The sequence below is a fragment of the Clostridium sp. 'White wine YQ' genome, assembly GCF_028728205.1.
GTDB lineage: Bacteria > Bacillota > Clostridia > Clostridiales > Clostridiaceae > Clostridium_T.
In genome coordinates, this window is sequence record NZ_JAQYUU010000001.1 from 1,105,792 (window position 1) to 1,126,047 (window position 20,256).

Genomic DNA, 20,256 nt, shown 5'->3' on the forward strand with positions numbered 1-20,256 from the left:
TGGAGGGGAATATGGAAGTTTATGTTGGAAGGCAACCCATTTTTGACAATAAAAACAAGGTAGTTGCATATGAACTTTTATTTAGAAATAGTTTGGAAAATGAATACAGTGAGGAAGATGGTGAAAGAGCCACCTTAGAAGTAATTTTAAATACTTTTTATACTCTAGGTTCTAATGAAGTAACAGAAGGAAAGAAAGCTTTTATTAATTTTACAGAGCAAATGATACATACGAATATTTTTTCAATTATTTCGCCAGATAAAGTTGCAGTAGAAATTTTGGAGAGTATTGAACCAACAAAAGAAGTAATTGAGATATGTAAGCATCTTAAGGAATTGGGTTATGTTATTGCTTTAGATGACTTTATATATGATGAAAAATATAAAGAATTAATTAATTATGTAGATATTATAAAAGTTGACTTTAGAGCTTCTGGACCAATAGAGAGAAAAGAAATTATGAAAAAGGTATCTAATCCTAGAGTAAAATTTTTAGCGGAGAAAGTAGAGACGCATGAAGAATTTAAAGAAGCTCTTAACCTTGGATATGATTTTTTTCAAGGGTACTTTTTTAGTAAGCCACAAATATTAGTAGGGAAGGATATTACGGAATCTGACTATGCAACAATAAATATTATGAATGAGCTTAACAGCAATTCTTTTAATATAAATTCAGTTGAAAAGATTATATTATCAGACGTTGCACTATCTTTTAAACTTTTAAAGTACATAAATTCTGCAGCCTTTGGCCTTGTTTCAGAAATTAATACAATAAGAAGTGCCTTAAATCTTTTAGGAGAGAAAGAAATAAAAAAATGGCTTCATTTTGCTTTATTAAGAGGAATAAATGAAAATAAGCCTAGTGAATTATATAATACAGCGCTTATTAGAGCTAAATTCAGTGAAAGTATTGCTCAATTAATTAATAGAGAAGAATTATCTTATGATTCATATCTTATAGGAATGTTCTCCTTACTTGATGCTATCTTCGATAAACCAATGAAGTATATATTGGACAAAATCGCAATAAGTGAAGATATTAAAGGCATTTTGCTTGGACAGAAGTCATTGCAAAACGATATATTGTCATTAGTTATAGCCTATGAAAGTGGTGCTTGGGAGAAAGTTGATTCACTAGTAAAGGAATTTAATATTAGAGAAAAGGAACTTACAAAGTCTTATTTAAACTCCATTAAATGGGTAAGTGATTTTAATATATAAAAAAGGTTTGTAGAAAGGATAAATTCATTTCTACAAACCTTTTTATATTAAGTAAACTAATTATTTAAAAACAACGTATTTCTTATTTATTGCAACTAGGTTGAAAATAAATGCTGCTACAGGTGAGATAATAAGAAGTAATAAAAACCTTACGTCTTTAGTGAAAAAAATAGAACTACCTGCAATTAGAGTACATAAACCATAGCACACTCTTTGATAAAAGAGAATGGTATTATATTCTGTCTTTTTCATAACTTTGTAATTGCCCTTCTTAGGAAGTGGCATCTTTTTTTTATTTATGATAGCGTTAGAAATTTGAGCAATTCCAGCTATCAGCAAAATTAAACTAATTATAGTTATCATTTTTACCCTCCAAACAAATAATTATCCTTAGTTAATTATAAGTTAAAGTAAAATTTTTTAAAAGAAAAATTATTTTTAATACATTTTAATGAGGCTTTTATGATAGAATTAATTAAAATTTATTTTTATTTGTTTTAGGAGGATATATATAATGAAAAAAGTAGCAGTTGTTTTTAATGGTGGAACCATTTCAATGAAAGTAGATGAAAGAATTAAAGCAGCAGTTCCATCCTTAACAGGTGAAGAAATTATGTCTATGGTTACTGGAATTGAGGAGTTTGCAACATTAGAAACTTATACCTTTTCCTCCTTACCTTCACCACATATGACTCCAAATATGATGCTTCAGCTTGCAAAATTTATTGAAGACTTACTTAAAAAAGAGGATGTTGATGGTGTAGTCGTAACTCACGGTACTGATACCTTAGAGGAAACTGCATATCTTTTAGACTTAGCAATTGCTTCAAATAAACCAGTTGTAATAACAGGTTCAATGAGAAGTAGCTCTGAACTTGGTTATGATGGTCCTTCTAATCTAGCAGCGTCAATATGTACGGCAATATCTGAAGAAGCAAGAGGACGAGGAGTTTTAGTATGTTTAAATGGTGAATTGCACACTGCAGCTGAAGTTACTAAAGCAAATTCTATGAGTTTAAATGCATTTAGAACTCCGAATTTTGGGCCAATAGGCATAGTCGATGATAATAAAGTTATGTTTTATAGGGATAAAATAAAAGGCAGGACCTTTGAAGTAGATGAAATTGAGGATAGAGTAGCATTAATAAAATGTGCAGCAGGAATGGATTCAAAACTATTAAAATTCCTAATAGAATCTGGGGAAAAAGGAATAGTAATTGAAGCACTAGGTAGAGGAAATGTTCCTCCAGCTATGGTTTCTGGTATTGAATTAGCTATAAAAAATAATATTCCAGTAGTTGTAGTCTCAAGATGCTTTGAAGGAAGAGTTCATGAATCTTATGGTTACTTAGGTGGAGGACAACAGCTACATGAGATGGGTGTAATATTTGGGGATACTTTACCAGGACAAAAAGCTCGAATCCTACTTATGATGTGTTTAAGTATTACAAAAAGAATAGAAACCATCCGAGGATATTTTGAAAAATAATTTGTAAACATTTTGTTAACAAACCATTGACCTACAAAATTAAATATATTATATTTCTTGTATGACATAATTAATTTAAGGGGGAGTATAATATGGCAAAAAGTATGACTGGATTCGGTAGAGCCACTAGTAAAGAAGGTAGTGAAAGAATTTTTACAGTAGAAATGAAAAGTGTAAATCACAGATATCTTGACTTAAACATAAGAATGCCAAAATCTATGATAAGCTTTGAGGATAAAATTAGAAGATGCATATCTAAAAAGATTAATAGAGGCAAAATAGATATTTTTATTAACTTGAAAGATTATCATAAGGGCGATCAGGTTACAAGATTTAATGAAACACTTGCTGATAGCTATTATAATTCGTTATTAGAAATTGAAAAAAGATATCCAGTTAAAAATGATATATCCCTTTCCTTAATAGCTAGATTTCCTGAAGTTATCACAATTGAAGAAAAGGAACAAAATTTACAGCAGCTTTGGGAAGAGTTAGAACCTTTAATTAATGAGGCCGTTGACATGATGGTAGATATGAGAGAAGTTGAGGGCTTAAAATTAAAGGAAGATATTTTAGTTAAATGTGATGACATTAAAGAAAATGTTAAAGTAATAGAAGCAGCATCACACAAGCTTGTAGAAAACTATAGGATAAAATTAGAAGAAAGAATTAAAGAATTAACTTCTAATATTGATATTGATCCAAATAGAATTGCTACTGAGATTGCAATCTTCGCTGATAAATCAGCAGTGGATGAGGAAATTACAAGATTATATTCACATTTAAATCAAATTTCTAAGACATTTTCACTTAATGAACCTATTGGAAGAAAGATGGATTTTATAATTCAAGAGTTAAACAGAGAAGCAAATACAATTGCCTCAAAATCATATGATATAGATATTACTAACATTGTTATTAATATAAAAAATACTATTGAAAAAATAAGAGAACAAATTCAAAACATCGAGTAATCAGGAGGAGAGAGATGGGAATAAAACTAATTAACATAGGTTTTGGTAATATTGTTTCAGCTAATAGATTAGTAGCAATAGTAAGTCCAGAATCTGCACCAATCAAAAGAATAATTCAAGAAGCTAGGGACAGAGGTATGCTTATCGATGCTACATATGGAAGAAGAACAAGAGCAGTTATTATAACTGATTCAGATCATGTAATTCTTTCAGCTGTTCAGCCTGAAACTGTTGCACATAGATTATCAGCCAAAGATGAAATAATTGACGAGGTTGATGAATAATGGTGAATCATAACAGAGGTTTGCTTATAGTGATTTCAGGACCATCAGGGGCTGGGAAAGGTACAATTTGTAAAGAGCTATTAGAGAAAAATGATAACTTGTTTATTTCTGTATCAGCAACAACTAGAAATCCTAGAGCAGGAGAAGTTGATGGAGTTAACTACTATTTTTTAGACAAAGATAGTTTTATTGAAAAAATCGAAGCAGGTGATTTCCTAGAGCATGCTGAAGTATATGGTAACTACTATGGAACGCCTAAATCAAAGGTAGAAGAAATGCTTCTAAGTGGTAAAGATGTCATTTTAGAAATTGATATTCAAGGGGCACTTAAAGTAAAAGAAAATTCTCAAGAGGGTATTTTCGTATTTATTCTTCCTCCATCAATGGAAGAACTAAAGAAAAGAATCATAAAAAGGGGTAGCGAAACAGAAGAATCCCTAATGACTAGATTTAAGTCAGCGTATCAAGAAATTAATTATGTTTCAACATATAATTATGCTGTAGTAAATGACGAAGTTCATGAAGCTGTTAAGAAGATAGAAAGCATTCTTACAGCTGAAAGATGTAGAGTAGATAGAATTAAAGAAAATATATTAGATTCGAAGGAGGGCTTAATTCATGAACAACTCTATGATTAATCCATCAATTGTAGACCTATTAGATAAGGTTGATAACAGATATTCTTTGGTAATTGTTACTTCAAAAAGAGCTAGACAATTAATAGACGGACAAGAGCCACGTGTAGATGTAGATTCTAAGAAACCATTAACAATTGCAATAAATGAAGTTAATGATCAAGAAATAACTTTTGAGCAAGTAAAAGAAGGTTATAAATAAAATGAATAAATATAAAGTACTAATTGGGGTAACTGGTGGTATAGCTGTATATAAAGCACTAGATCTTATTTCCAAATTAAGAAAACATGATATTGAAGTTAAGGTTATTATGACTGAGTCTGCAGAGAAATTTGTAACTCCTCTTAGCTTTCAATCATTAAGTCAAAATATGGTTACAACAGATATGTTTCAAGAACCAAAAGCTTGGGAAATTCAACATATTTCTTTAGCTAAGTGGCCAGACTTAGTACTTATTGTTCCGGCAACTGCAAATATAATTGGGAAAGTAGCTAATGGTATATCAGATGATATGTTATCTACTACTATTATGGCAACTAAAGCTCCCGTGTATTTTGCACCTGCTATGAATACAAATATGTATGAGAATCCTATAGTTCAAGGAAATATCTCAAAATTAAAAGAGTATGGATATGGCTTTATTAATCCAGATAGTGGAAGACTAGCTTGTGGTGATGTAGGAGCAGGAAAGCTTGCAGCTGTAGATGATATACTTGAAGTTACTTTAAGCCTTCTAAATAAAAATGAAGATTTAAATGGTAAGAAAATACTAATTACTGCAGGACCTACCATTTCACCTATTGATCCTGTTAGATTTATTACTAATAGAAGTTCTGGTAAAATGGGTTATGCAATTGCTGAGGAAGCTAGAGATCGTGGAGCTGAAGTAGTTTTGGTTTCAGGTCCAACAAATATAAAACCGCCTTACGGAATAAAATTCATAAAAGTTAATACTAATGAAGAAATGAAGGATGCTGTTTTAGATAATTTTGTTACAAGTGATATAGTAATTAAGGCAGCTGCTGTAGCTGATTATAAGATTGCTGAATACTCTGAAAAGAAAATTAAAAAGGGTGAAGGTAATCTAAATCTAGAATTCACAAGAGATAATGATATATTAAAAATCTTAGGTGAAAAAAAATCGGAAAGTCAAATATTAGTTGGTTTTGCTGCTGAGAGCCATGATTTAATTGAAAATGCAAGAAGAAAACTTGTAAATAAAAATCTTGATTTAATTGTAGCAAATGATATAACTTCTAATGAAACTGGCTTTGCATCTGATGATAACAGAGTCATATTTATCACTAAAAGTAATGAAAGTACCGTTTTAGATAAAATGAGTAAGCGCGAAATTAGTAAAAAACTTTTAGATGAAATAATTAAGATTAGTGAAAATTAAGTACAATAGACTCTCTATGTATTCGTAGGGAGTCTTTTTATAAAGGGTGATTTATTTGTATGCAAAAGTTGTTATAAATAGTGATGCAGTTAGTATTGATAAGCTTTTTACTTATAAGATACCAGAAGAAACTATTCAGGATATTGTTGTAGGTTCAAGAGTCTTAGTACCTTTTGGAATGGGAAATAGATCTTATGAAGCATTCGTATTAAGTATATCTTGCGAGCCTGATACTGAATATAAAAATCTCAAAAGTATTATAAAAGCTCTAGATGATACCCCTCTTATAGATGAAAAAGGTATATTATTATTTAATTATTTAGTTAATAATTATCTATGCAGAAAAATTGAAGCAATTCGTTTAATTATACCTACTGGAGTTATGAGAGGAGTTAAGGAAAAAAGTAAGGAAGTAGTTATATTAGGAAAAGAAATAGACGGCAAATTAAAAGAAAAAGAATCTTATATATCAATAATAAACTTCATTACTACCAATGAAGGTCTTTATACAAGAAGTGAATTAATTACAAAATTCAAACTATCTTCATATATGATTGGTAAGTTATTAAAGGAAGGATATCTTTCAGTAACAAAAGAAAAAATTGAAAGATATAATGACAAGGATTATAACTTCTACAAATCTTTTGAACTAAATGAAGAACAAAAAAAAGCATATGATGAGATAATCAATTCTGATGAGAGATTATTTCTTATAAAAGGTGTTACTGGCAGTGGCAAAACTGAAATTTACATGAAGTTAGTCAAAGAAATGCTCAGTAAAGATAAAACTAGCTTAATATTAGTTCCAGAGATTTCATTAACACCTCAGATGATTGAAAGGTTTAAAGGAAGATTTGGAAAAGATGTAGCTGTTTTTCATTCTAAGTTATCCTTAGGTGAAAGATATGATGAATGGTTTAGAGTAAAAGAAGGTAAGGTTAAGCTCGTTGTTGGTGCAAGAAGTGCAATTTTTCTGCCCTTTAAAAACCTTGGCTTAATTGTTATAGATGAAGAACATGAAGGTACTTATAAATCAGAGCAAAATCCTAAATATCAAACTAAGGAAGTTGCAGATTTTATAAGTCAAATAAATAACTGTAAAGTAGTATATGCTTCGGCAACTCCCTCAGTGGAAAGTTATTATAATGCATTAAATGGTAAATACAAATTAATTCAACTAAATAACAGAGTAAATAACAAACCAATGCCTAAAATGAAAATAATTGATATGAGACAAGAACTTAAAAATAATAATAGGAACATGTTTTCTAGAGAATTATTTGAAAAACTTTCTCATAATTTAGATAAAAAAGAGCAAAGTATAATATTTTTAAATAGAAGAGGTTTTTCAACTTTTGTATCCTGCAGAAGTTGTGGTTATGTATACAAGTGTCCGCATTGCGATATTTCTATGACATATCATAACAATGGATATTTAATCTGCCACTATTGTGGTACAGCTAAAAAAATAGAAAAATTATGTCCTAAGTGTGGTAGCAAATATATTAAGCATTTTGGTGCAGGTACTGAAAAGGTAGAAGGGGAAATCAAAAAATTATTCCCCAATGCAAGAGTACTAAGAATGGATGTTGATACCACAAGAAACAAAGATTCTCATGAAAAAATATATAATAGTTTTAAAAATGGAGAAGCTGATATTTTAGTAGGTACTCAAATGATTTCTAAGGGACTTGATTTTCCAAACGTCACCTTAGTAGGAGTAGTAGCTGCAGATACAACTCTTAATCTACCAGACTATAGATCTGGAGAAAGAACTTATCAATTAATAACGCAAGTAGCTGGTAGAGCTGGAAGAGGAGATAAACTAGGAGAAGTAATTATTCAAAGCTATACTCCAGAGCATTATTCATTAACAAATGCATTAAATGAAAATTATGATAATTTATATAATGAAGAGATAAGTGCAAGAAAGCTTTTAAAATATCCTCCTTTTGGAGATATACTTTTAGTGCAATGTACATCAAAGAATGAAGCATTGCTAAAAGATTTTATGAGGACAGTTAATAAGGAAGTGAGCTCATTAATTAATAAAGATGATGTAGACATTTTGGGACCAAGTCCATGTATAATAGGAAAAATTAAAGAAAACTACAGATGGCAGCTAGTTTTTAAGGGAAATTTGGACTTAAATCTATGTAGAAATATAAAAGATAGGGTTTATCAATTAGGCTCAAATGTATATAATGATATAAAGATATCTATTGATATTAATCCAAATAGTTTAATTTAGGAGGAAAAGATGGCAAAGAGAAACATCAGATTTGCAGGAGATGAACTTTTAAGAAAAAAAAGCAGACCTGTAGATGAAATTAATGAAAGAATTTTGACTTTAATAAAAGATATGTTTGAAACTATGTATGATAGCTATGGGGTAGGTCTTGCAGCACCTCAAGTTGGTATTTTGAGAAGAATATTTGTAGTAGATACTGGTGACAATCCACTAGTTTTTATAAATCCAGAAATACTTGAGACAGAAGGTTCTCAAATTGATGTGGAAGGATGTCTTTCATTCCCTAATAGACAAGAAATGGTGGAAAGACCTTTTAAAGTAAAGGTGAAGGCATTAAATGAAAAGGGAGAAGAATTTACACTTGAAGCAGAAGAACTATTAGCTAGAGCAATCTTGCATGAAAATGATCATCTAAATGGTGTTCTATTTGTAGATAAAATTAAAAAATAATTAGGAGGGAATAGAATGAATATTGTTTTTATGGGAACCCCAGACTTTGCTGTTCCTTCTCTTAAGGCTATTATAGAAAATCATGATGTAAAAGCTGTTTTTACTCAACCTGATAGACCAAAGGGAAGAGGGAAAAAATTAGCTATGTCTGCTGTAAAGGAAGAAGCAATTAAACATGATGTTAAAATATTTCAGCCAGAAAAGCTAAAAAATGACTTAGAGGCTATTGAATATTTAAAGAATTTAAAACCTGATTTTATTATAGTAGTAGCTTATGGTCAACTATTAACAAAGGAAATATTAGATATACCTAAATATGCATGTATTAATCTACATGCCTCTCTATTACCAAAATTTAGAGGCGCAGCTCCTTTAAATTGGGCAGTAATAAAGGGAGAAAAGTATTCTGGAAATACAACAATGTTAATGGATGTTGGACTAGATACTGGAGATATGCTCCTTAAAGATGAGGTTGAAATTACAGAGAATATGACAGCTGGTGAATTACATGATATCCTAATGGAAAGAGGAGCTAAACTACTTATTGATACAATAAGTGGATTTGCAAATGGAAGTATTGTTCCTGAGAAACAAAATGAAGAAGACACTTGCTATGCTTCAATGTTAAATAAAGAATTAGCTAAAATAGATTGGAATAAAAGTGCACTTGATATTCATAACATGATAAGAGGATTAAATCCTTGGCCAATAGCTTTTACCACTTTAGATAATCAAAATATGAAGATTTTTGAAAGTGAAGCTTTAGATAATGAAAAAGTAAATTTAAAAGCTGGTGAAATCATTGATGTAAGTAAAGTTGGCCTTAAGGTAAGTTGCGGAAAAGGAACTTTACTTATAAAGAAAGTACAATTTCCAAATGGTAAACCTCTTACAATAGAACAATATCTTAATGGTAATGAAATAAATAAAAATATAATTTTAGGAATATAGAGGTGATTTAAATGTTTTATTTTGATCCAACCATGATAATTTTAATACCAGGGATTATTTTAGCAATGTGGGCACAAAGTCAAGTATCTTCAACTTTTAATAAATATAGTAGAGTTCGTAGCTTTAATGGACTAACCGGAGCAGAAGTAGCTAGAAGCATACTAGATTCTGCCGGCTTATTTGATGTTTCAATTGAACAAGTTAGGGGTTCATTAACTGATCACTATAATCCAAGAACAAAAGTCTTAGCACTATCCGAGGATGTTTATAGCAGTACTTCTGTAGCAGCAATTGGAGTTGCAGCTCATGAAGTTGGTCATGCGATTCAACATAATGAGAAGTACGCACCACTATTAATTAGAAATGCAATAGTTCCAGTAGCAAATTTTGGAAATTATTTTTCGTGGATATTAATATTAATAGGTATATTCTTTGCTGCTACTAATCTTATGTATCTAGGAATAGTTTTCTTCCTTGCAGTTGTAATATTTCAACTTATAACTTTACCAGTTGAATTTGATGCATCAAGAAGAGCAATAGTTAAGCTTGAAGGTAGAAATCTCCTTATAGGTGATGAAATTAATGGAGCAAAGAAAGTTCTTAAGGCTGCTGCTATGACCTATGTAGCTGCTGCAGCAAACGCGATACTACAACTTATTAGATTACTTGCAATTGTAAGTAGAAACGATGATTGAGGTAAAAATGAATAGTAGAAAACTTGCAACTAAGGTACTGGACTCAGTATTACATGACGGCGCTTACTCTAATATAGCTTTAAATAATGCTTTTAAAACAGCGGATTTAGACGTGAAAGACAAAGGTTTAGTCACAGAAATTGTTTACGGTACTATTAAATATAAACAATCAATAGATGATATTATATCCTTATATGTTAAGGATATAAATAAAATTGATAAAGAGATAATTAATGTACTAAGAAGCGCAATTTACCAAATAAAATATTTAGATAAAATTCCGCCATATGCAGCTGTAAATGAAGCTGTTAATATCGCAAAAAAGCATTCCATGAGTTCCTCGAAATTTGTAAATGGTGTGCTAAGAAACTTTCTAAGAAATAAAGATAAAGAACCAAGCTTTAAAGATAATAAATCTAAAATGGCTTTTAATTATTCTTTTCCTAAATGGTTGGTTGAGTTTTTTATGAAGCAATATGGTGAAGATATAGCCATGGATATTCTAAAAGGGCTAAATATGACACCAAAGATAACTGTTAGGGTAAATTCCCTCAAGACAAATTATGAAGAGCTTTTTGAAGAATTAGAAACAGAGGGTTATGATGTTTCAGAAGGTTATGCTTCACCAGATGCTATAGTTATTAATAGGGGAAGCTCTATTGAAGGAAATAAAGCCTTTAGAGAAGGAAAGATATTTGTTCAAGATGAAAGTGCTATGCTGGTGTCTTCTTTATTAGATCTAGAAGAAAACATGAAAGTTGCTGATTTATGTTCTGCTCCAGGTGGAAAATCAACACATATTGCTGAACTTATGAACAACATAGGTGAAGTTTATTCTTTTGATATTCACTCAAATAAACTTTCGCTTATAAAAGATAATGCTAAACGACTTGGAATAGAAATAATAAAAACAGAAGAACAAGATGCAACAGAATATAACTCATCCTTAGAAAATACTTTTGATAGAGTTTTACTTGATGTTCCTTGTTCAGGTCTAGGAATAATAAGAAAAAAACCAGAGATTAAATGGCAGAAAGATTTAAAATCTCTTAAAGAAATTCAAAGCATTCAGAAAAAAATATTAGATAATGCTTGGAAGTACCTAAAACCAGGCGGGATAATGGTATATTCTACATGTACATTAAACAAGGCAGAAAATGAAGAAAATGTTAGATATTTATTAAATAATAATGAAGATTGTCAAATCGAAAAAATATATATTGGTACTCTTCCAAATTTTATATATAATGAAGAAGGAACTTTAACGATTTTACCAAATGAATACATGGACGGATTTTTCATTGGAAAACTAAGAAAAAGGCAGGTGTAAAGATGAAAAATCTATTAGGTTTAACTTTAGATGAATTTAAAAGTGAATTAATTTCTCTTGGAGAAAGTGGCTTTAGAGCTAAACAGGTTTTTGATTGGATTTACAAAGGGATATTCGATTATAATGATATGAAAAACATTCCTCAAGCCTTAAAAGGAAAACTTAAGGAGAATTTTAATATTGGAATTCCTAATGTGGTTGAAGAATATACTTCAAATGATGGTACAAAAAAACTACTAGTTTCCTTGGAAGATGGTAATTTAATTGAATGTGTTATTATGAAGTATATCCACGGAAACACCATTTGTATATCCACACAAGTAGGATGTAGAATGGGATGTAAGTTTTGTGCTTCAACTCTAGGTGGAGTTATAAGAAATATAACTTCCGGTGAGATGATAGGGCAAATTTTACTTGCTCAAAAAATACTTGAAGAGAGAATTTCAAATGTTGTGTTAATGGGTAGTGGGGAGCCGTTAGATAACTTTGATAATGTTATGAAGTTCTTAGAACTTGTTAATGCTGAATATGGATTAAATATAGGTCAAAGACATATTACACTTTCAACCTGTGGAATTGTACCTAAAATCTATGAATTAGCTGATAAAGATTTAAGTATAACATTAGCTATTTCTCTTCATGCTTTCTCTGATGAGAAAAGAAGAGAAATAATGCCTATTGCAAATAAATATTCCATAAAGGAAATTATGGACGCTTGTGCTTACTATATTGACAAAACTAATAGACGAATCACCTTTGAGTATTCATTAGTAAAGGGAGTAAATGATTCAAAGGAAGACGCAAAAGCTTTAGCAAGCTTATTAAGAGGAGTACTTTGTCATGTTAACTTAATTCCAGTTAATGAGATAAAAGAGAAAGAATATAGAAAATCATCAAAAGAAGATATAAAAGCTTTTGAAGCAATTCTTAAATCTCATGGAATTGAAGCAACTGTTCGAAGAGAAATGGGTTCTGATATTAATGCAGCCTGTGGGCAATTAAGAAGAAGCTATTTAGAAACTCGTAATTCAAATTAGGGGGAATACTCATGATTGGAGTAATAAGTGATGTGGGTAAAAAACGCATGATCAATGAAGATTGTGCAGATTATTTAATTTCACCAAACTATGAGCTCTATATTGTAGCTGATGGAATGGGGGGACATAACGCAGGAGAAGTAGCTAGTAAAATAGCTGTAGATGTTATTAAAGAATATATAAAAGAGAACTGGAATAATTATAGTGATGGAATTTTACTTAAAGATGCAATTCTAAAGGCTAATAAAAAAGTTTTAGAGTATTCAAGTAATAGCGTAGAATTAAATGGTATGGGTACAACTGTGACAGCATGTTTAGTATTAGGGGGATATACTTATATAGCTAACGTGGGTGATAGTGCGTGTTTTATTCTTGAAGATGAAAAACTAGTTAAGATTACTAAAGATCACTCTTTAGTTCAAGAATTACTTGATAGTGGTTCAATCACAGAGGAAGAAGCCATGAATCACCCAAGAAAAAACGTAATAACTAGAGCAGTAGGTGCTTATGAGGTGTTAGAGGTTGATATTTTTAAACTTCCGGATAGAAAGGGCATTAAATTTCTTATTTGCTCAGATGGCTTACTAAATGAGGTAAGTAAAGAGGAGATTACAAATGTATTGATTTCTTATAATAATGAAGAAGCTGCTAAACAATTAGTTATTTTGGCTAATGAAAGAGAAGGAAGAGATAATATTACAGTATTAGTGTTTGGAGGAGAGAATTAGTATGGAAACTATATTGTTGGGGGAAAGATACGAACTGCTTGAGCAAATAGGTGAAGGTGGAATGTCTTTTGTTTATAAAGCAATAGATAAAAAATTAAACAGATTTGTTGCGGTGAAGATACTAAAAAAAGATTTTATTAACAATGCAGACATTGTAGAAAAATTTAAAAAAGAAGCTACTGCTATCGCTAATTTAAGCGATCCAAATATAGTTAATGTTCTTGATGTAGGAACTCAAGATCAAGCTCATTACATTGTAATGGAATATGTAAAAGGAAGTACACTTAAGGAATTTATTAGAGATAAAGGCAGATTGTCTTACGATTTATCTATTAATATAGCTATTCAAGTTGCAAGAGCTCTTGATTGCGCACATAAAAACAATATAATTCATAGAGATATAAAGCCACAAAATATTTTAGTTACCGAAGACGGTACTATTAAGGTAACTGATTTTGGAATAGCTAAATCAACAAATTCATCAACAATAATAAATACTTCCAATATAATAGGTTCTGCACATTATTTTTCACCAGAACAAGCTAAAGGAAACTATATAGATTCTAGAACTGATCTTTATTCATTAGGAGTAGTAATTTATGAAATGGTAACTGGAAGACTTCCATTTGATGCTGATTCACCAGTTTCAGTTGCTCTTAAACATATACAAGAGGATGTCGTTCCGCCAAAAAATATAAATTCTACAATTCCAGATTCATTAAATAAATTGATTTTAAAAGCAATGGAGAAGGCTCAAATAAAAAGATACCAATCTGCTAAAGAATTAATTGGGGATCTTGAAAAAATAAAAAATGATCCTAATGTTGTTATTGGAAGCGTACCAGTGAATCAAGATGAGTTTACTAGAGTTATGGCACCGGTAAATGTACCAACAACACCAAAGCCAACTGCTTCAAAAATTGCTAATAATGATTGGGAAGATGATGAAGAAGATGAGTGGGATGATGAAGATGAAGATGAAAATAAAAGTAAAAAGACTAAGATTCGTATAATATTAGGCTTAGTTTTTGCTTTAATACTAGTTGCAGCTGGAGTAGGAACATATTTTATAACTAGAAATACAAACTCAAATGAGAGTATAACTGTTCCAACAGGCTTAGTTAATTCGCCTAAGGAAGATGTTCAGAAAAAATTAGAGGCTTTAGGCTTAGTTATGGATATAGGTGGAGAAGAAAAGAGTGATAAACCAGAAGGTACAGTGTTAAGTGTTACTCCAAATGAAGGTTCAGCAGTTAAGAAGAACGATCATATTAGAGTTATAATTAGTGGTGGAGTAACTAAACTTAAAGCTCCAGGATTAACAACATTAAATATTGAAGATGCGAAGAAGTTTTTATCTAATGAAAATATTCAATTAGGTAATGTAACTTATGAATATTCTGATTCAATACCAAAAGACCAGGTAATTTCACAAACTCCCGAAGCAGGAACAGAAATGTCACAAAATAATAAGATTGATTTGGTTGTAAGTAAAGGACCAGAAATTAAGAATACTAATGTTCCTTCATTAATCGGATTATCTGAAGCAGATGCTAGAAACGCGTTAACAGCAGCAAAGCTTCAAGTTAAGGTTAATTATCAAGATACAGATAACCAAAGTGAAATAGGAAAAGTAATAGCTAGTACTCATGCGGAAGGTATTAGTGTTAAAGAGGGTACACAAGTTACAATTACAGTAGGAAGAGCTCCTGCAAATCAAAACGGTCAAGGATAAATAGATGATGCTAAGTATTTAGTAATAGATTCTTATTTATTAAATTAAACATTTAAAAATTAAAGGATTGTAAAAAGCCTATAAATACTTCAAATTATAATGAAGTTAAGGTTTTTTACAAATCCTTTTTTATTTTATTGCATTTTATTAGAAAAAGTGTTTATTATAGATATGTGAATAAAATAATTGGAGGATATATGAAGGGAATAATAATTAAAGGTATTGGCGGCTTTTATTATATAAAAACGAATGAAGGAATCATTGAATGTAAAGCAAGAGGTAAGTTTAGACATAATGACTTAAAACCCATGGTTGGAGATTGGGTAGAAATTGAAGTTGAAAATAATAAAGGTGTAATTGAAAAGATATACGATAGAACTTCAGAATTAATTAGACCTACAGTTGCAAATGTAACTCAGGCTTTTGTGGTTTTTGCAGTTAAGAACCCTGATATAAATTATGAGTTATTAAATAAATTTTTATTACTTTGCGAATATAACAATATTAAGGCTATAGTATGCTTAAATAAAAGTGATTTAATTAGTGATGAAGAAAGAGAGTTCATTAAATCTAAAATTAATAATATAGGCTATGAAGTTATATTTATTAAAGCAAAGTTTAATGAAGGGATCTCTGAATTAAATGAAAGATTGAATGATAATGTTACTGTTTTATGTGGTCCATCAGGAGCAGGTAAATCTACATTAATCAATGTCTTTAGTAAAGAAACAAAAATGGAAACTGGAGAAGTAAGTGAAAAGATAGGTAGAGGAAAACACACCACAAGACATAGTGAATTACTAACTATCGAAAATGGATATGTTGTTGATACACCTGGATTTTCAACTTTAGATATATCATTTATAGAAAAAGAAAAACTAATGTACTATTTCCCTGATTTTGAGGAATACAATGATAACTGCAAATTTACAGGCTGTTTGCACCATAAAGAACCCAATTGTGCAGTTAAGAAAGCTCTAGAAGAAGGAAAAATAAATGAATTTAGATATGATTTTTATATTAGAACATTAGAAGAAATAGGGAGGAAAAACAAATGGTAAAAATAGCACCTTCAATTTTATCAGCAGATTTTGCTAAATTAGGGGAAGAAGTAAAAAAAGTAGATGAGGCAGGAGCAGATTTTATACATATAGACGTTATGGATGGTAGTTTTGTTCCTAATATTACATTCGGTATGCCAGTTATAAAAGCAATAAGAAACTACACTAAAAAGGTTTTTGATTTACATTTAATGATAGAAGAACCTTCTAAATTTATTGATGATTTTATTTCAGCTGGAGCTGATTTAATTACTGTTCATTATGAAGCAGATAAACATATCGATAGAACAATTAATTACATAAAGAGCAAGGGTATCAAAGCAGGGATATCTTTAAATCCTGGAACGCCTGTATCACTTATTAAAGACTTAATTCCATCACTTGACATGGTACTTATAATGTCTGTTAACCCAGGTTTTGGAGGACAAAAATTCATCACTTATTCAATAGATAAAATAAAAGAAGTAAAACAAATTAGTGAGAAAACCAATACGGATCTATTAATTCAAGTTGATGGTGGAATAGATAGTTCCAATATTAAAAGTGTTGTAGATGCAGGGGCAAATGTAATTGTAGCTGGCTCAGCAATATTTAAAGATGGGAAACTTAAAGAAAATATAGATTTACTTAGAGAGAGTATATAAAATGAAAGTTATTATTGTTGCAGGAGGTACCCCTCCTTCTAAAGAATTATTATTAGAAGCAGTAAAAGATGCTGAATGTATAATAGCCGCAGATAAAGGTACTGAGGTATTATTAACTAATAACATAGTACCTGATTATGTATTAGGTGATTTTGATTCCATTGATAAAAAATTTTTAGATGATTTATCCTTAAAAGAGGTTAATGTTATTAAACATAATCCAATTAAGGATTTTACTGATACAGACAGTGCTTTTAATAAAGCTTTAGAACTTAAAGCAAAAGAAATCACATTGCTTGGATGCACTGGTACCAGAATTGATCATTTGTTTTCTAATATAGGTTTGCTAAAAAAAGCCTTAGAGAATAATGTCCTATGTAAAATTATTGATGATAACAACGTAATTCAGCTAACTAATAAGCCAATGACCTTTAAAGGAAAAAGAGGACAACTTATTTCTTTCTACGCATACGAGGAAGTGGTGGAAGACTTTAGTATTTATGGAGCTAAATATGAATTATTTAAGCATAAATTAATTCCTTTTGATGGTCTCACTGTATCAAATGAATTTTTAGATGGGGATATAAATATAACATTTAATAAAGGTTTGGTTTTAATATTTTTTTCAAAAGATTAGTAACAATTTTTTATAAACCTCATAGAATAATATAGAACAATTTATGCCTGGAGGTAAAATGAAGATCGTTACAATAAAACTACCTAAGTTTCTTTCTAAGATAGTCAAAATTTTTTATAGACGTCATTAGAATAGAGCAAGAACATAAAATTTTACTTAAGAGTAGGGCTAAAATTTACTTAAATTAAATTACAATTCAAAAAAGAGATGGTATGACCATCTCTTTTTTCTGCAAAGAAAAAAAGCGCCAATTGACGCTTTCTATACTAAATAGCTCTTTGAACTTTTCCTGATCTAAGGCATCTAGTACAAACATGTACAGTTTTTGGAGTTCCATTAACTATAGCTTTAATCTTTTTTATGTTTGGAGCCCAAGTTCTCTTAGATTGTCTATGAGAATGGCTGAATTGTACTCCAGCGATAACACCCTTATTGCAAACTTCACACTTTCTTGACATCCGAAAACACCTCCCTGCTTCATGAAGATAGGCTTCTAAATAAGACCTTTATATTTTAGCATAATGTTTATATAAAAATCAAGTGAATTATCAAATAAAATGGAAAGAAGAAGAAGAAAGGAAATGAAATCCTTGAATAATGTAATTAATTAATATAGAATATACTATATGGATAATGATTAGGAGGAAAATTTTATGTTAGGATTTGAAAATAATAATGGAAATATAACATACAATGAAGAAGTCATTTCTAAAATTGTTGGCCTATCTACAATGGAATGTTATGGAGTAGTAGGTATGGTTTCTAAAAATGCTAGTGAAGGATTTTGGGAATTGATTAGAATTGAGAACTTAAGTAAAGGCGTTAAGATTTCTTTTAAGGAAGAGAAATTAGATGTAGAGGTTTTCGTGATGATAGAATACGGAACTAATATATCAACTATTTCAAATAACATAATACAAAAGATCAAGTATAATGTTGAGAACTACACAGGGTTAAAGGTCTCTTCTATAACTGTTAACGTTCAGGCAGTTAGGGTCTAGGAGGTAATATACAATGAAGTATACTAAAATTAACGGACATGAATTTTATCGCATGGTTATACATGCTAGTAATAAATTAGAGGAGCAAAGTGACTATGTAAACTCTCTAAACGTCTTTCCAGTTCCAGATGGAGATACAGGTACAAATATGTCAATGACATTTAAAGCTGCCGCTAAAGAAATTGAAAATATCAATTCAGATAATATTGGAGAGGTTTCTAAAAAATTAGCTAAAGGTGCTCTTATGGGAGCCAGAGGTAACTCAGGTGTTATCCTATCTCAAATATTAAGAGGTATATCAAAAGGCTTAGAGGGTAAGAAAGAAGTATCCTCAAAAGAACTTTCTCTTGCATTTCAAGAAGGTTCAAAAGCTGCATATAAGGCAGTTATGAAACCAACTGAAGGTACAATATTAACTATTATTAGAGCAGCAGCAGAATCAGCAGTAGCATCTTCTCAAAGTGATATAACTTCACTTATGAAGGAAATATGCAAAGATTCTGAAATAATGCTAAATAAAACTCCAGATATGCTTCCAGCATTAAAACAAGCTAAGGTTGTTGACTCTGGTGGAATGGGACTACTTATAATATTAAAAGGAATGCATGAAGCTTTAGCAGAAGATATAAAACCAACAATAGGTGCAGTAAGTAAAGCTCCTGCTGCAAATGTAAAAGCACAGGAACTTGTAAGTCAAGATATTAAATTTGGATATTGTACTGAATTTATTGTATTGGGTGATGCATCTAAAGCTAATAGCTTAAAAGAAAAGATATCTTCTCTTGGGGATTCAATGATTGTAGTTGGTTATGAGGATGTAATTAAAGTTCATATTCATTCAAATGATCCAGGTGCAGTTCTTTCTCATGCAGTTCAATTTGGAGAGTTATCTAAAATTAAAATTGATAATATGAGAGAAGAGCATAGAAGCTTATTAACTGAATCTTCTGATGGCGAAGAGGAAGTTGCATCAGTTTCTGAAAATAAAGAGTATGGATTTATTTCGGTTGCTATGGGAAGCGGTATCAGTGATATTTTTAAAGACTTAGGCGTTGATTATATTATAGAAGGTGGTCAAACCATGAACCCTTCTACTCAGGATATGGTTGAAGCAATTAACAAGATAAATGCAGAACACATTTTTATCTTACCTAATAACAAGAATATTCAAATGGCTGCTACACAAGCTGCAGAAATTTCAGATAAGGATGTTCGTGTAATTGCCTCAAAAACTATTCCTCAAGGGATAACTGCAATTACAATGTTCAATCCTGAAGCTAAAGTAGAAGAAAATGAAGCAGCTATGATAGAAGCATTAGGCATGGTTAAATCTGCTTCAATTACTTATGCTGTGAGAGATACTGAAATGGATGGTATAGAAATAAGAGAAGGAAATATACTTGGACTTTTAGAAGGAAAAATCAATCAAGTTGGAGAAGATATCTTTAAAGTTACTGAAGATGTTCTTAGTTCTATGGTTGACGAAGATTCTGAGTTAATTACTTTATTTTTTGGTGAGGAAATTACTAAAGAAAAAGCAGAGGAGTTTGTTTCTGTTTTAGAAGAAAAATATGAAGATTTAGATATCCAATTATATAATGGAAATCAACCTCTTTACTATTTTATTATGTCTGTAGAGTAATGGTATTTTATCAAAAGACTATCTATCGGGTTTTAAGTTCAACTAATACCTTATTTATTTAGGAAAAAATTAAGTTGCCTATAAAAACCCTA

General features: G+C 30.4%; 23 protein-coding genes. 21 read left to right on the forward strand and 2 right to left on the reverse strand.

Going from position 1 to position 20,256, the window contains the following annotated elements; translation table 11 throughout:
- The first annotated feature begins 11 nt into the window (after positions 1 to 11).
- Complete coding sequence (locus PTZ02_RS05565) at positions 12 to 1,220, forward strand: EAL and HDOD domain-containing protein (protein WP_274226830.1); 1,209 nt, start codon at positions 12 to 14, stop codon at positions 1,218 to 1,220.
- A gap of 60 nt (positions 1,221 to 1,280) precedes the next feature.
- Here PTZ02_RS05565 and PTZ02_RS05570 read toward each other — a convergent pair whose 3' ends face one another.
- Positions 1,281 to 1,583, reverse strand: coding sequence for a hypothetical protein (locus PTZ02_RS05570; RefSeq protein ID WP_274226831.1), 303 nt, complete (start codon positions 1,581 to 1,583; stop codon positions 1,281 to 1,283).
- 151 nt (positions 1,584 to 1,734) lie between these two features.
- Here PTZ02_RS05570 and PTZ02_RS05575 point away from each other — a divergent pair, with 151 nt between their 5' ends.
- The 18 genes from PTZ02_RS05575 to spoVM all read left to right on the forward strand — a co-directional run bounded on the left by PTZ02_RS05575 (position 1,735) and on the right by spoVM (position 17,651).
- Positions 1,735 to 2,709, forward strand: a complete 975-nt coding sequence (locus tag PTZ02_RS05575) for an asparaginase (RefSeq protein ID WP_274226832.1) — start codon at positions 1,735 to 1,737, stop codon at positions 2,707 to 2,709.
- A gap of 92 nt (positions 2,710 to 2,801) precedes the next feature.
- On the forward strand, positions 2,802 to 3,683 hold the full coding sequence (locus PTZ02_RS05580) for a YicC/YloC family endoribonuclease (protein ID WP_274226833.1): 882 nt from the start codon (positions 2,802 to 2,804) through the stop codon (positions 3,681 to 3,683).
- A gap of 14 nt (positions 3,684 to 3,697) precedes the next feature.
- Positions 3,698 to 3,967: an extracellular matrix/biofilm regulator RemA gene (gene remA, locus PTZ02_RS05585; RefSeq protein WP_202766202.1), complete on the forward strand. Its 270-nt coding sequence runs from the start codon at positions 3,698 to 3,700 to the stop codon at positions 3,965 to 3,967.
- Entirely contained in the window at positions 3,967 to 4,605 is a 639-nt protein-coding gene (gmk, locus tag PTZ02_RS05590; RefSeq protein WP_274226834.1) for a guanylate kinase, read from the forward strand. The genes remA and gmk overlap by 1 nt, the downstream gene beginning before the upstream one ends.
- Complete coding sequence (gene rpoZ, locus PTZ02_RS05595; RefSeq protein ID WP_274226835.1) at positions 4,586 to 4,804, forward strand: DNA-directed RNA polymerase subunit omega; 219 nt, start codon at positions 4,586 to 4,588, stop codon at positions 4,802 to 4,804. Before gmk ends, rpoZ begins: the two co-directional genes overlap by 20 nt.
- A 1-nt stretch (position 4,805) precedes the next feature.
- The gene (gene coaBC / locus PTZ02_RS05600; protein WP_274226836.1) at positions 4,806 to 6,002 is read left to right on the forward strand and encodes a bifunctional phosphopantothenoylcysteine decarboxylase/phosphopantothenate--cysteine ligase CoaBC; all 1,197 of its coding nucleotides are present in this window, start codon (positions 4,806 to 4,808) and stop codon (positions 6,000 to 6,002) included.
- Between the two features lie 49 nt (positions 6,003 to 6,051).
- Positions 6,052 to 8,253 carry a primosomal protein N' gene (gene priA, locus PTZ02_RS05605; RefSeq protein ID WP_274228064.1) on the forward strand — a complete coding sequence of 734 codons (2,202 nt, stop codon included), beginning with the start codon at positions 6,052 to 6,054 and terminating at the stop codon, positions 8,251 to 8,253.
- A gap of 9 nt (positions 8,254 to 8,262) precedes the next feature.
- Positions 8,263 to 8,703: a peptide deformylase gene (gene def, locus PTZ02_RS05610; RefSeq protein WP_274226837.1), complete on the forward strand. Its 441-nt coding sequence runs from the start codon at positions 8,263 to 8,265 to the stop codon at positions 8,701 to 8,703.
- A gap of 15 nt (positions 8,704 to 8,718) precedes the next feature.
- The gene (fmt, locus tag PTZ02_RS05615; protein ID WP_274226838.1) at positions 8,719 to 9,654 is read left to right on the forward strand and encodes a methionyl-tRNA formyltransferase; all 936 of its coding nucleotides are present in this window, start codon (positions 8,719 to 8,721) and stop codon (positions 9,652 to 9,654) included.
- A gap of 11 nt (positions 9,655 to 9,665) precedes the next feature.
- Positions 9,666 to 10,349, forward strand: coding sequence for a zinc metallopeptidase (locus PTZ02_RS05620; RefSeq protein ID WP_274226839.1), 684 nt, complete (start codon positions 9,666 to 9,668; stop codon positions 10,347 to 10,349).
- 7 nt (positions 10,350 to 10,356) lie between these two features.
- Positions 10,357 to 11,679 (forward strand): 16S rRNA (cytosine(967)-C(5))-methyltransferase RsmB, encoded by a 1,323-nt coding sequence (gene rsmB / locus PTZ02_RS05625; protein WP_274226840.1) that lies wholly within the window; start codon positions 10,357 to 10,359, stop codon positions 11,677 to 11,679.
- Positions 11,680 to 11,681: 2 nt separating this feature from the next.
- Positions 11,682 to 12,716 (forward strand): 23S rRNA (adenine(2503)-C(2))-methyltransferase RlmN, encoded by a 1,035-nt coding sequence (gene rlmN / locus PTZ02_RS05630; protein ID WP_274226841.1) that lies wholly within the window; start codon positions 11,682 to 11,684, stop codon positions 12,714 to 12,716.
- An 11-nt stretch (positions 12,717 to 12,727) separates the two neighbouring features.
- Positions 12,728 to 13,444, forward strand: a complete 717-nt coding sequence (locus PTZ02_RS05635; protein ID WP_274226842.1) for a Stp1/IreP family PP2C-type Ser/Thr phosphatase — start codon at positions 12,728 to 12,730, stop codon at positions 13,442 to 13,444.
- A gap of 1 nt (position 13,445) precedes the next feature.
- A complete protein-coding gene (pknB, locus tag PTZ02_RS05640; RefSeq protein WP_274226843.1) occupies positions 13,446 to 15,179 on the forward strand; it encodes a Stk1 family PASTA domain-containing Ser/Thr kinase in 1,734 nt (577 codons plus the stop codon).
- Between the two features lie 197 nt (positions 15,180 to 15,376).
- Positions 15,377 to 16,240 (forward strand): ribosome small subunit-dependent GTPase A, encoded by an 864-nt coding sequence (rsgA, locus tag PTZ02_RS05645; protein ID WP_274226844.1) that lies wholly within the window; start codon positions 15,377 to 15,379, stop codon positions 16,238 to 16,240.
- On the forward strand, positions 16,234 to 16,884 hold the full coding sequence (gene rpe, locus PTZ02_RS05650) for a ribulose-phosphate 3-epimerase (protein ID WP_274226845.1): 651 nt from the start codon (positions 16,234 to 16,236) through the stop codon (positions 16,882 to 16,884). Before rsgA ends, rpe begins: the two co-directional genes overlap by 7 nt.
- A gap of 1 nt (position 16,885) precedes the next feature.
- Positions 16,886 to 17,521 carry a thiamine diphosphokinase gene (locus PTZ02_RS05655; protein ID WP_274226846.1) on the forward strand — a complete coding sequence of 212 codons (636 nt, stop codon included), beginning with the start codon at positions 16,886 to 16,888 and terminating at the stop codon, positions 17,519 to 17,521.
- A 58-nt stretch (positions 17,522 to 17,579) separates the two neighbouring features.
- Positions 17,580 to 17,651, forward strand: a complete 72-nt coding sequence (spoVM, locus tag PTZ02_RS19685) for a stage V sporulation protein SpoVM (protein ID WP_373689038.1) — start codon at positions 17,580 to 17,582, stop codon at positions 17,649 to 17,651.
- A gap of 136 nt (positions 17,652 to 17,787) precedes the next feature.
- Here the strand turns inward: spoVM and rpmB are convergent, their stop codons facing one another.
- The gene (gene rpmB, locus PTZ02_RS05660) at positions 17,788 to 17,979 is read right to left on the reverse strand and encodes a 50S ribosomal protein L28 (RefSeq protein ID WP_202766216.1); all 192 of its coding nucleotides are present in this window, start codon (positions 17,977 to 17,979) and stop codon (positions 17,788 to 17,790) included.
- 195 nt (positions 17,980 to 18,174) lie between these two features.
- On the opposite strand from rpmB, the gene PTZ02_RS05665 reads away from it, so the two are divergent.
- Both PTZ02_RS05665 and PTZ02_RS05670 read left to right on the forward strand, forming a co-directional pair.
- Positions 18,175 to 18,522 (forward strand): Asp23/Gls24 family envelope stress response protein, encoded by a 348-nt coding sequence (locus PTZ02_RS05665; protein WP_274226847.1) that lies wholly within the window; start codon positions 18,175 to 18,177, stop codon positions 18,520 to 18,522.
- Positions 18,523 to 18,535: 13 nt separating this feature from the next.
- The gene (locus tag PTZ02_RS05670; RefSeq protein WP_274226848.1) at positions 18,536 to 20,164 is read left to right on the forward strand and encodes a DAK2 domain-containing protein; all 1,629 of its coding nucleotides are present in this window, start codon (positions 18,536 to 18,538) and stop codon (positions 20,162 to 20,164) included.
- Positions 20,165 to 20,256: the final 92 nt, after the last annotated feature.

Excerpts from the sequence above, each read along its gene's own strand:
- def (WP_274226837.1), top strand. The coding sequence starts at position 8,263 with ATGGCAAAGAGAAACATCAGATTTGCAGGAGATGAACTTTTAAGAAAA.
- PTZ02_RS05655 (WP_274226846.1), top strand. The coding sequence starts at position 16,886 with ATGAAAGTTATTATTGTTGCAGGAGGTACCCCTCCTTCTAAAGAATTA.
- coaBC (WP_274226836.1), top strand. The coding sequence starts at position 4,806 with ATGAATAAATATAAAGTACTAATTGGGGTAACTGGTGGTATAGCTGTA.
- PTZ02_RS05620 (WP_274226839.1), top strand. The coding sequence starts at position 9,666 with ATGTTTTATTTTGATCCAACCATGATAATTTTAATACCAGGGATTATT.
- rpmB (WP_202766216.1), bottom strand. The coding sequence starts at position 17,979 with ATGTCAAGAAAGTGTGAAGTTTGCAATAAGGGTGTTATCGCTGGAGTA.
- pknB (WP_274226843.1), top strand. The coding sequence starts at position 13,446 with ATGGAAACTATATTGTTGGGGGAAAGATACGAACTGCTTGAGCAAATA.
- rsgA (WP_274226844.1), top strand. The coding sequence starts at position 15,377 with ATGAAGGGAATAATAATTAAAGGTATTGGCGGCTTTTATTATATAAAA.
- PTZ02_RS05580 (WP_274226833.1), top strand. The coding sequence starts at position 2,802 with ATGGCAAAAAGTATGACTGGATTCGGTAGAGCCACTAGTAAAGAAGGT.
- rsmB (WP_274226840.1), top strand. The coding sequence starts at position 10,357 with ATGAATAGTAGAAAACTTGCAACTAAGGTACTGGACTCAGTATTACAT.
- rlmN (WP_274226841.1), top strand. The coding sequence starts at position 11,682 with ATGAAAAATCTATTAGGTTTAACTTTAGATGAATTTAAAAGTGAATTA.
- rpoZ (WP_274226835.1), top strand. The coding sequence starts at position 4,586 with ATGAACAACTCTATGATTAATCCATCAATTGTAGACCTATTAGATAAG.
- PTZ02_RS05565 (WP_274226830.1), top strand. The coding sequence starts at position 12 with ATGGAAGTTTATGTTGGAAGGCAACCCATTTTTGACAATAAAAACAAG.
- remA (WP_202766202.1), top strand. The coding sequence starts at position 3,698 with ATGGGAATAAAACTAATTAACATAGGTTTTGGTAATATTGTTTCAGCT.
- PTZ02_RS05575 (WP_274226832.1), top strand. The coding sequence starts at position 1,735 with ATGAAAAAAGTAGCAGTTGTTTTTAATGGTGGAACCATTTCAATGAAA.
- fmt (WP_274226838.1), top strand. The coding sequence starts at position 8,719 with ATGAATATTGTTTTTATGGGAACCCCAGACTTTGCTGTTCCTTCTCTT.
- PTZ02_RS05670 (WP_274226848.1), top strand. The coding sequence starts at position 18,536 with ATGAAGTATACTAAAATTAACGGACATGAATTTTATCGCATGGTTATA.
- PTZ02_RS05665 (WP_274226847.1), top strand. The coding sequence starts at position 18,175 with ATGTTAGGATTTGAAAATAATAATGGAAATATAACATACAATGAAGAA.
- PTZ02_RS05635 (WP_274226842.1), top strand. The coding sequence starts at position 12,728 with ATGATTGGAGTAATAAGTGATGTGGGTAAAAAACGCATGATCAATGAA.
- rpe (WP_274226845.1), top strand. The coding sequence starts at position 16,234 with ATGGTAAAAATAGCACCTTCAATTTTATCAGCAGATTTTGCTAAATTA.
- gmk (WP_274226834.1), top strand. The coding sequence starts at position 3,967 with ATGGTGAATCATAACAGAGGTTTGCTTATAGTGATTTCAGGACCATCA.
- PTZ02_RS05570 (WP_274226831.1), bottom strand. The coding sequence starts at position 1,583 with ATGATAACTATAATTAGTTTAATTTTGCTGATAGCTGGAATTGCTCAA.